Raw genomic sequence first — 12,293 nt, forward strand, 5'->3', positions numbered from 1 at the left:
TCTTTTTTAATTTAAATTTTTACAAATGAAAAATATAATATTATTTATAACACTACTAAGTGTTAGCTTTTTACAAGCACAATCCTTTTCGGGAAGTGGAGATAAAAAAATACAAGTTGGTGCTAATTTTCAAGACAATGCTACTGGTATTTTTGCTAGTTTCGATTATGGTTTAGGTGAAAATATTTCGGTAGGAATATCTTCTAGCTACGCACTAGGAATTAATACAGATAATGTAGGTAAAGCATTTGCAAAAAGATTTGATATTAAAGCAAGAGTGAACGCTAATATTGGAAACGTTATTAACATAGACGATGCCTTCGACCTATATCCTGGTTTACACCTTGGGTTAAAAAACTTTGGTACACATTTAGGAGCGCGTTATTTCTTTACTGATGGTTTAGGGGTTTTTGCGGAACTTAATGTGCCACTAGCAAAATATGACACAGGAAAATTAGACGCTTCCGAAAAACTACACAATCAATTTACAGTAAATGCCGGAGTAGTTTTTAATATGTAAAAAACATTTTTAGAAAAAAAGAGCATATATGTATATGCTCTTTTTTTTGTCTTATTTTAAAAAAAGGGATAAAAAAAGTGTCCATTTTAAAGAATACCAAAAAAACGAATGCATTTAAACAAAAAAATCGAGCACTTTATAGATTATTTGAAAATTTTTTAGAAATTAGCGTAATATTTAATCCCAAAACGCTATTACATGAAAACAAACCTACTTTGTTTTTTTGTTGCTACTTTATTTTCTTTGTCATCCTATGCAAAGCACAATAAATCGAGTAACAATTTAACTAAAAAAAACGCACTGCTCTATGCAGACCTACCAAACTTTTCTTATGAATTAAACAACGGTCCATCAGACAATGAAAGTTTCACAATTAATGATGGTCTCTTTCTAACAAGACCCTACACAGTTACTGCTCCTGCTGGATATGAAGTTTATGTAACAGGATCTCCTGGATTTGCAGATCAAATTGTAATTTCTGGAGCCTTTATATCTTTAGGCCCTGTTCCTGTTTACGTTCGCTTAAAAGCAGGACTTGACACTGGTACTTATAATGGAAACGTAAGTATTACCGCTCCTGCTAAAACCATATTAAGCGTTACACATCCTGCCATAAGCTACACCATATCGGTTACAGGAGCTGTAACCCGAAAAGAAACCATTTGGAATAGTGGCTCTTGGAGTAATGGCCTACCAGAAACGGAAACCATAGCAATAATTAATGACGATTACACCACGGAAACCAACGGAAATCTTATTTCATATAACATAGAAATTGCATCCGGAAAAACGGTTATCGTATCCAACAACAGTTATATTCAAGTAAAAAATGATGCAACTATTGATGGAACACTAATCGTAGAATCTACTGGATCTTTTGTACAAGTTAACAACCTTGGAACGTTTACAGTAAATCCAGGAGGAATATCTAAAGTAAATAAACTTACTACCAATTTAAACCATTGGTACGACTACACCTATTGGAGCTCACCAGTAAGCAATACCACTGTAAATAGCGCCTTTGCTTCGTCGAACACAAATATGCGCTTTTGGTTTAATGCTGCAAACTTTCTAGATGTACTTGCCGAAGTTGGAAACACTGGAACCTATATCGCTGGACATGATGATATTGACGACAACGGAAACGACTGGGCGCTATTAAATGGAAACACCATACTACAACCAGGTGTTGGCTATGCTGCAACACATTCGGGATCTGGATTTACCGTAGGAAACAAATATCCGTATATTTTTACAGGAACTTTTAACACTGGAACCATCACTACTCCTATTTTTTATAATGGCGATAATGGTGATTTAGATTGGAATTTTATTGGAAATCCATATCCTTCTGCTATCAATGTAGATAGTTTTTTTGCTGCAAACACAGGCGTTATTGCTAGCGCGATTTATTTATGGTCGCATGCTACACCTCCTAGTTCTGGAAGTAGCGGAAATCAAGTCTATAATTTTAATACCAACGACTATGCTATTATAAATGGTGCCGGAGAAGTTGCTGGTGGTTCTGGGTTAATTCCTAGTAGAAATATACCTTCCGGACAAGGGTTCTTTATTCAAGGTTTAACCAATGGTAATGCTACTTTTACAAATGCAATGCGAGTAGCAGAAAACGATGCAAATGCACAATTTTTCAAAAATGTAACAACTACAGATGCTAATAAAATTTGGTTAAACTTGAGCTCTAACAATGGCGTATTTAATCAAGCTTTAATTGCATATATGGATGGTGCTACTAATGGAGACGACGGAAGTTATTACGACGCACTAAGAAACATGTCTGGAGAATGCGCCTCTATGCTATACACTACCATTGCTGGTGTTCCTAATAAAAAATATGCCATTCAAGCAAAAAACGCAACAGCACTAAACAGTAACGAAATAATTCCTTTAGAGTTTTACAATAGTGATGCTTTAACCTCGCAATTCACCATTGCATTAGATAAAGAAGAAGGAGACTTTTTAGAAAACAATCCAATATACTTAAAAGATAACCACCTAAACATGCTTCACGACTTGCGTATTTCTAGTTACAACTTTACTGCATCTACGGGTGAATTTAGCGATCGTTTTGAAGTTGTTTTTACCGACGAAACACTTGCTATAAACACAAACGATTTAGCAAATCAACTTTCTATTATCGAGCTAAATCCTAGCGAAATACAGTTTAAAACAAACCTTGAAAACCCAATAGAATCAATACATCTTTACAATACTGCAGGACAGTTAGTACAACAAGTAAAGGCCAACAAAGCAAGTGCTTTAAAAATAAATAGTAGCACCATTGCTACAGGAACTTACATAGCAAAAGTGTATTTAGAAAACGATATTTTACTTACCAAAAAACTAGTAAAACAACTTTAGTAGATTTTTTTTTAAATAAGCCTTAAAGCACTATCGTTTTAAGGCTTATTTTTATTGTATTAAAGCATTTACTTTATCGTACACTAACGCACTTTCCCAACCGCGATACAGCAGGTAATCTGCCAGCTTCTTTTTTTTCTTATAACTATTGCTTTCTCTAATAGTTTCTAATTTTTTTTCGGCTAAAGCATGAAAAGTTTCTAAATAATCGGCTTCTTCAATTTCTTGAAGCGCAATACCTATAATAGTCTTGCTAATATCTTTTCTTTTTAGCTCTAATTGCAGTCTATTTTTTCCCCATTTTTTAATTCTAAACTTACCAAGAACAAAAGCTTTTGCAAAACGTTCCTCGTTTAAAAAGTTATTTTGAATTAAATGCACCACAATTACATCTATTGCATCGGGAATCATGCGCATCGTTGTTAATTTATTAACAACTTCTTTATGACACCTTTCTTGGTATGCACAGTAAAACTCTAACTTTTTTTGCGCTTCGTCGAGAGAATATGTCTTTTGTGGATTCATGGTTTTTTTTTAACATTTCATCTGGCATATTATTAACACACACATAACTTTAAGTACTTGAAATTTAAGTTCTTTAACGTATATTTACGTGCTTGTTTTTTTAGCAGAAAAACAAAAATAAAATATTATCCCTATGAAAAAGAATTACGCACTAATATTAATTGCATGTTTATACGCTTTTGTGTCTGGTTTTGCGCAGGTAACTATTGGAATACAAGATTTTGAAACTTCTCCTGCAACACCAACAATGACATATACTGGGGGTTCAATTGCTACAGGAACTGGCCCTTTCCCTGCTGGAGATAATAATTTTGTAAGTGGTACACGCGCAATTGAAGAAAGTAATGGTACTTCGACCGTTATTTTTGCAAATGTAGATGCTTCGGCCTATACAAATATTTATTTCACATGTAGATTAGCTTCTTTTTCTGGAAGTTCGGGTAATGGTGCTGATGGTGCCGATGACGTTTTCGTGGATATTAGTAACGATGGAGGAACCACTTGGCTACGCCAATTACAAGTTCGAGGTTATAGTAATGCTAGATGGTCGTTTGACAGTGGAACAGGAACAGCATCTACAACTTACGACAATAATAATACCCCTACTATTTTTGCTCCTACTGCTGGAGGTAATAGAACTACTGATGGTTATAGTACAATTATTGTTGATGGTTTACCAAGTGTAAATAATCTAAAAGTAAGGCTAGTAATGGACAACAATAGTAGTAATGAATATTGGATTGTAGATGACGCCGAAATAATTGGTACCAATTCTACCCCAACAACAAACATCACCGCAACACCAACCACAATTCCAGATTTAGATTACGTTTTTGGTACAGGACCATCTGCTCCACAAAGCTTTGATGTTACTGGAACTTTATTAACAGATCCTTCTGGAACAACAATTACATCAACTTCAACAGATTTTGAAGTTTCTTTAACAGCTGTTGGCGGTTATGGTGCTTCTGTGAATATACCTTTAATTGATGCCAATAGTACAATACCTATATACACCCGTTTAGTAGCTGGTTTAGCGGTTAATACCTATAGCAATACGATTACCATTGCGAATGCCACATCTGGCCTAGGCACTACACCAACCATTAATGTAAGTGGAGAAGTAACACCTGCACCACCTACAAATGATGATTGTTTAAACGCTACAATACTACCTGTTGCTACAGGTACTTCTTGTACTCCTACAACTTATACTACTGTAAATGCTACAAATAGTGGTGCAACTACAACCTGTAATGGATATAGTACTTCCGCTGATATATGGTTTGAAATCACTGTACCTGCTTCAGGGGAATTAAACATAGAAACTACAGCAGGAGTTTTAACCGATGGTGTAATGGCTCTTTATAGTGGAACATGTGGATCTCTAACGCAAATAGATTGTGATGACGATACAAATGGGACAATGCCAGAATTAAATGTAACTGGATTAACACCAGGAGATACGCTGTATCTACTTTTTTGGGAATATGGAGGTAATAATGATGGTGATTTTGGAATTTGCGCTTGGTCACCAGCTCCATTAGCTCCATGTGCTGCTCCATCAACACAACCAACCAGTTTAAGTTTAAGTAATATAACTGGATCTTCCATAGATGGTTCTTTTACAGCAACTACTGCAGACGATTATCTTGTGGTTGTAAGTACTTCTGCTACATTAGGTGCAAACCCTGTAGATAACACAAGCTATACCACTGGAGATACTATTGGTAGTGGTACTGTAGTACAAAGCAGTAACGCAACGACATTTACAGCAACTGGTTTATCGCAAACAACCCAATATTACTTTTTTGTTTTTGCATTAAACGATTCGAGTTGTACTGGTGGACCAATCTACAATACAACAGCACCATTAACCAATGATGCAACTACTATTAGTGGACCATGTATTGGTTTAGACGACTTTGACGCTTCTTTACCTTCTGGATATACTTTAGATGGAACATATAGAAATACCGGAAGTGCTTATTCTGGAACATATAAAATAGGTTTTAACGATCCAGGTGATGATTTAGAATTACCAACTACAAGCAACCCTGCATCTCTTTCTTTCTGGGCTAGACTATCTAGTGGTTCAGGAAGTCAAATAAAAGTACAATATGACAATGGAGGTACTTGGACGGATATTGGAACTACTCAAACAGTTACTGGAACTACTTATACGCAATACACTTTTGATTTATCTTTAATTACAGCTTTAAGTAATGTGGATATACGTATCAATATGGTCACAGAAAATAATTCGGTGTATCTGGATGATTTAGAAGTTTACTGTGGTACTCCATGTACACCACCATCCGATCCAACAGGAGTAATTTCTAGTATAGATGCTCCAGATTTTTGTGAAACTGCAGAATTGGATTTTTCAGGTACTGCGCCTACAGATATTATTTACTACTGGCAAACGGATGCCGCTGGTGTAGATACCACAAATAATACCACTAGCGCTTTAAACGTTACAACAGATGGTGATTATTATGTAAGAGCATTTAATACAACTACTTCATGTTGGTCCTCTGGAGTCGTTGGTCCATATACAGTTACCATAAGTAACCTTCCTGTAATTACAGACCAACCAGATAATATTAATGTAACTAATGGCAGCAATGCTACTTTTACAGCAACTGCTACAGGAGCTACTAGCTACCAATGGGAAGTAAGTACCGATGGAGGTACTAGCTGGACAAATACGGGTACAAACGCGAATACACTTACCGTATTAAGCGCTAGTATTAGTATGCATGGATATGTTTATAGAATAACTGCAACAAATTCTTGTGGAGATTCCTTATCCGACGAGGCTGTTTTATTTGTACATAGTGGTTCGCCTTGTATTGATGAAGACTTTGTTGGTTTTCCAAATACAGGATGGACCAATAGTGGAACAATAAACGAAACTTCTGGTGCACATGCTGGGGTTGCACAACCTTGTAGAGTATTTGGTACAAACGATGCTATTATTACCGAAGCTACTGATTACCCTACCATATTAGAGTTTTATCAAGATTCCTCTGTTACTGCACACGGAAGTATTGCTACAGTAGATTATCGTATTGGTGCTGGAGCTTGGACTATTTTGCATACGTTTAGTGTTACAGAAGATGGTAAAACGGAATTAGTAGACTTAACCGATGTTTCGGGAATAAACTTAGCTTCTAATGCGGATGTAAGTTTTAGATTTAACTCCACTTTTAACACTTGGTATCTGGATGATGTAAAGGTATATTGTACTCCTTGTACACCGCCAACTACAACAACAACCATCAATTTATCTTCTGGGCCTATTGGTGCTTATGTAACTATTTCTGGTAGTCAATTAGGTTCGGCTACCATAAGTTTTAATGGAACAACACTTACTCCAGTTTCTCAAGACAGTAATGAAGTCGTGATACAAATTCCAGCGAATGCTGTAGACGGTAGTATTATTATTGAAACGAATTCTATTATTTGTGATTCTGCTTTCCCTTTTAATGTAATAAATGAAGAGTTTAATTGTGAGACTAATATAGTACCTGCTGCTACCGATTTATTTATTTATGAATTGTTTGATGAAGATCAAGATATAGATGGCTCTGGTGGTGCTTGGGGTAATGGTGGTATGATTACTGTTTATAACGCTACTTTAGAAACGAAAGACTTAAGCGAATACAGACTGTATAGAACAACAGATCACACAGACACTGTTGGAAGCCCGTATGCTGTATGGCATTCTCTTACAGGAACATTAGCACCTGGAGAAATATACCGTATTAGGATAGATGGAAGTAATTGTACTGATTATCCAACTCCTTATGAAACCGCTTTTATTGGTTTTAATGCAAATGATGGTGTAGAACTAAGAAAAAATAACGGCTCAGGTAGTTATACTACTATTGACCAATTACATACTGGAAACCTTTTAGGATATCGTTACCTAAGAGACTTAACTGTTGCAAAACCTGTAGCAACTTATAATGCTGCCGATTGGGCTTTTACAGATGTTTACCCTTCCTCTCCTTATTGTGTTGGCGCAGGACAAGCTCCAGATTTTGAAGGAGGTACTCCAACAATATCTTTAGACACTCCAATTACTTCATGTACTACTTTTGAAATTACAGCAAATGCGACAGAAGGATATACTGGTATTTATGCTGCAGATTCTTATGATTTAACTTTTCAATGGTATTATTACGATGGTGTAAACGACCTATGGAATCCTATAAGTACAGGAGGAGACTATACGATAACAAACACTGCTACTCAAAGCACCCTAATTGTAGATAATATCATTTCTAAAACAGATTATCAATTCTATTGCGAAGTATCTGAAGGTGCTGGCTGTTACACTACTAGCGAAGCAATAAAACCAGAATTAAATACTTTAACCTGGGATGGTACCAGCTGGACAGGTATTTTGCCTCCAAATAATACTCCAGATAGTGATAAACTAATTATAATTGATGGAGATTATAATACAACAACTAATGGTAGCTTTAGTGCTTGTCAATTAGTGGTAAATGCAGGAAACAAATTAATAATTACCAGCGGCCATTATGTAGAAGTTATTACAAATGTAGATATATATGGTAACGGTCTTGGTTTAGACGGTGTTCTTATAGAAGACAAAGGAAGTTTTGTACAACATGGTGATGGCATAAATGCAGGAACTTACACTTTACACCCAGATGCACTAACACAAGTAAATAAACGCACTGCGCCTTTAAATAATTATTATGAATACACCTATTGGAGTTCTCCTGTTGTAGGTGAAACTATTGGAAACGGATTACAAGAAGCACATAATTCTAGACGTTTTTGGTATGATGCTACTAATTATTTGGATGCAACCGCAGAAACGAATAATAATAACGGAACTGTAAATGGCCAAGATGATATAGATGATAACGGAGACGACTGGCAGTTCACTTCGAATAGCGATATCATGCAACCAGGAGTTGGTTATGCAGCAATGCACAATCAAATAGGATTTGGTATACCAGGAGCAAACTACGAATACACGTTTGAAGGAGCACTAAATACTGGGGATTATACGGTACCGCTTTATAGAAATGATTCGGAAACGAATGATAATAACTGGAACTTTATTGGTAATCCGTATGCCTCTGCTATCGATGCCGATATTTTTCTTACTGCAAATACAGCAATAGACACTAATGTATCGGAAACGACAACAGGTGTTACAGATGGTGCTATCTTTTTATGGTCTCAAGATTCGCCGTATTCGGATACCAATAATGGAAATCAAGTTTTAAACTTTGCACAAAGTGATTATGCCGTTATTAATGGAACTGGACAAACTGCTGGTGGTGATGGTATTGAACCAGATCGATTTATTCCATCTGGACAAGGATTTTTTATATCTATGTCTGATGCTGTTAGTACAACAACAGTTTCTGCAGATATAGAAACTGCCGATGTTCTTTTTAACAATACGATGCGTGTAACCGGAAATAACAGTCAGTTTTTTAGAAGTTCTAGTAGCGATCAAGCAAATAAGTTATGGTTGAATTTAACTACAGATAGTGGTGTATTTAACCAAATATTAATAGGTTATGTACCAGGTGCAACAAATGATTATGATGGTATGTATTATGATGCTCCTAAAAACTTAGCAACAGACGCATACGCTTCCTTATATTCTATAATTGAAGAGGTAAATGGTAAAGACAAACTAGCAATTCAAGGAAAATCTCCGGAAAGTTTACATGCGGAGGAAGTAATTCCTATTGGATTTAACACAAGCATAGAAGAAGCAACTATTTATACTTTTTCTATTCCGAAGTTGGAAGGTGAGTTTTTAACAAACAATAGCATTTATGTACATGATAAATTAATGCAAGTTTATCACGATTTAAAAGCTAGTGATTATAACTTTACTTCGGATTCTGGTTCATTTACGAATAGATTTGATATTGTATTTAACACGACTTCTTTATCTGTTAACGAAAATGAATATACCAATGCGCTTACCATAATAGAACAAGCAGATGGTAGTGTGCAATTTAATACATCGAATGCCTTAGAAATTAAAAACGTTAAGATTTACGATGTTTTAGGAAGATTGCTTTACAACTTAAATGGAAACAGTAGTACCGAAATATACCACTTAGATAATTTAAGCCAGGCGACTTATGTTGCTAAAGTGACTTTATCTAACGATGTGGTTATTACAAAAAAGGCTGTGAAGAGAAACTAATAGATTGTTTTTAGTAAAAACAAAAAGCCTGCTCTTTTGGAGCAGGCTTTTTGTTTGCGTTAAGGATAGAAATGGCATCCTTTTTATGTGACATAAGACCTTTGTTATAGCTAGCTTAAAAATTAGATTGCTCTTTATATACCATTAAAAGTAACCTACATAAAAAGATATAATGGATAGCCTGGTACTACGTAGCTTTTTTTTTGCGAAGTAGTAAACGCCCAAATTAAAACACTTACTAAAAAACTATAAACTATAACTTAATGCGATAATTAGATTTCTTCCAGGCGCAGCAATACCCGAAGAATAGGTTTTGTAACGTTGGTCTGTTATGTTTTCTAAACTTGCTGTTACTGTTGTATTTTTATACACTTCCATTTGCGCACTAAAGTTTAGCGTATACCAAGATGGAGCATACGGATTTCCGTCGCTATCTAAGGCGTAGATATAATCTTTCTCGATTTCGGAAGGTGCTATATCTAGAAAAGAAAGCTCGTTATTATATTCGGCAAAAGCATCGAATTTTAATTTTTCAGATTGCCAAGTAAGGTGTGTATTACCAAAGTTTGGTGCAATGTGTCTTACTGGAACTTCGATATCGTCGTCTTCTTCTGTACCACCAATTACATTGTATTGGGAGGTACATTGTAGTTTTTTAGACAGATTAATTTTCATACCAACCTCGAAACCATAGATCCAAGCTTTCGATGCGTTTTGCATGGCTTGTACTTGGCTTAACTCGCCATTATATAGAATTTCGCTTTCGCCATTTAAAGTGTAATCGCGTCGTACTAATGCATTATCTAAATACGTGTAGTAGGTTGCTAAATCTAAAACAAACACGTTATCGAAGTCTAATTTTAGGCCTAATTCTCCGCTATAAGCATATTCTGGTTTTAAATTTTCGTTGGGTACTACCACCGATCCTGGCTCACTATCGAACACTTTACCTACATCGTCAATATTTGGTGCTCTAAAAGCGGTAGATGCATTTAATTTCCATTGTATTGTTTTATTTGGTATCCAACTTATTCCAGCGGTTCCTGTTAATGCTCCAGCATCACTTTTTGTGGTATTAAATGGGAGATCTAAAAACACGTTGTTTTCGGTAAAATCTGCTTGGTATGCAACATGGTTGTAGCGTATACCAGACTGTAATACAAACCTAGTGTTTGGTTTGTATTTTAAACTGGCATATGCTGCTGCAGATTGCCAACTAGAATTATCTGGATATCGAGTTACAATAGCTGCTGTTTCGTTAGTGGTTATATCTCTAGCAAATGCTTTAGAATGCACTTTATTATACACATATTCTAGACCATAAAACAGTTCGGTTTTTGGACTAATTAATTTCTCGAAATCTAGGTTTGCAGAATATGCGTCTACACTTTCTTCGGTATTATCCTGGTTTGTAGATTGATAATCTCTATCGATTCTACTTTCTTGAAAGTTTTGGTAAGCGGTTATAAATTTAATTTTATCGTAAAGGTTAGAACCACTACTTAGCTTTGTTAACCCAAAGTTTGACATAAACCATTTTTGAGGTCCATAATCCCATTGTGCAGAACGTAAATCGCCGTCTCTATAGCGAATTAAACGATCGTATCTTGGATAATCGGAAGTTGCAGAATAGTATAAACCTAGATCGAAACTTAAATTATCTTGTGGTTCGAACCGTACTTTTTGAATTAGGTTTATTTGATCGTAGCCTGTAAATTTTTGGATTTTCGGATTGCTGTTTTGTACAATTACATCTTCGCCATCTATAGTTTCTATGTATTCTGGTCTTAAGTAATCGTCTGGGCCGTGGGAACCCATTCTTAAATCGTCGAAATAGGTATAACTAGCATTGGTAAGAAAAGCCCATTTTTTAAGTCCGATATTAAAATCTAAATGTCCAGTCTTTTCATTTGTTGCAGTTGCATATCGAACTGCAGCATTAGCATTAAATTTAAGAGAATCTCTGTACGATAGTTTTGGGGTTTTAGTATAAAAACTCATCACACCACCAATGGCATCACTACCATAAATAATAGAACCAGCACCAAGAGTTACTTCGGTGTTTTGAATACTAAAAGGATCCACCGAGATTACATTTTGAAGGTTTCCTCCTCTAAAAATGGCATTATTCATTCGCACACCATCTACGGTTAGCAGTAATCTGTTAGTCGAGAAACCTCTAATCATTGGGCTACCTCCACCTAATTGGCTTTTTTGAATGTATACTTGTCCGGATTGCTCAAGTAAATCGGCACTTGTTTGAGGATTTGAAAACTGAATATCTTTAGCACTTATATTGGTTATTTTTTGCGGAATATCTCTTTTACTTTGTTTAAATTTTGAAGCAGAAATGACCACCTCATCTAAACCTTGTGCATTTGCTTCTAATGAAATTGTTGCGTCTTGAATTTTAGATTTTAGGATAGAAAATTCTTGGAAAGATAGATGCTGAAAATATAAACGTTCTGTATTATTAAAAGTGCTTAAATTAGCTTGACCATCAAAATTTGTGGTGGTACTTTTCGTCTTACTATGATTATATATAGCAACACTTGGTATGGTTTCTCCTGTAACTTTATTTAATACTGTAATTTGTTGTGCTTGTGTAAAAATGCTTATAAAAAGAAAAAGGATACTAATATACTTCAT

The 12,293-nt window shown here is 35.4% G+C and carries 5 protein-coding genes; 3 read left to right on the forward strand and 2 right to left on the reverse strand.

All coding sequences use genetic code 11. From position 1 onward, the window contains the following. The first annotated feature begins 25 nt into the window (after positions 1–25). Together Q4512_RS02070 and Q4512_RS02075 are read left to right on the forward strand one after the other, a co-directional pair. A complete protein-coding gene (locus tag Q4512_RS02070; protein ID WP_303421104.1) occupies positions 26–520 on the forward strand; it encodes a DUF6646 family protein in 495 nt (164 codons plus the stop codon). 198 nt (positions 521–718) lie between these two features. Beyond that, positions 719–2,902, forward strand: a complete 2,184-nt coding sequence (locus Q4512_RS02075) for a T9SS type A sorting domain-containing protein (protein ID WP_303421105.1) — start codon at positions 719–721, stop codon at positions 2,900–2,902. 51 nt (positions 2,903–2,953) lie between these two features. Here the strand turns inward: Q4512_RS02075 and Q4512_RS02080 are convergent, their stop codons facing one another. Further along, a complete protein-coding gene (locus Q4512_RS02080) occupies positions 2,954–3,427 on the reverse strand; it encodes a regulatory protein RecX (RefSeq protein WP_303421107.1) in 474 nt (157 codons plus the stop codon). Between the two features lie 133 nt (positions 3,428–3,560). Between Q4512_RS02080 and Q4512_RS02085 the strand changes: the two genes are divergently transcribed. After that, positions 3,561–9,644, forward strand: a complete 6,084-nt coding sequence (locus Q4512_RS02085; RefSeq protein ID WP_303421109.1) for a T9SS type A sorting domain-containing protein — start codon at positions 3,561–3,563, stop codon at positions 9,642–9,644. Positions 9,645–9,890: 246 nt separating this feature from the next. Here Q4512_RS02085 and Q4512_RS02090 read toward each other — a convergent pair whose 3' ends face one another. Next, on the reverse strand, positions 9,891–12,293 hold the full coding sequence (locus Q4512_RS02090) for a TonB-dependent receptor (protein WP_303421111.1): 2,403 nt from the start codon (positions 12,291–12,293) through the stop codon (positions 9,891–9,893).

This window comes from Oceanihabitans sp. 2_MG-2023, assembly GCF_030547245.1.
GTDB lineage: Bacteria > Bacteroidota > Bacteroidia > Flavobacteriales > Flavobacteriaceae > Oceanihabitans.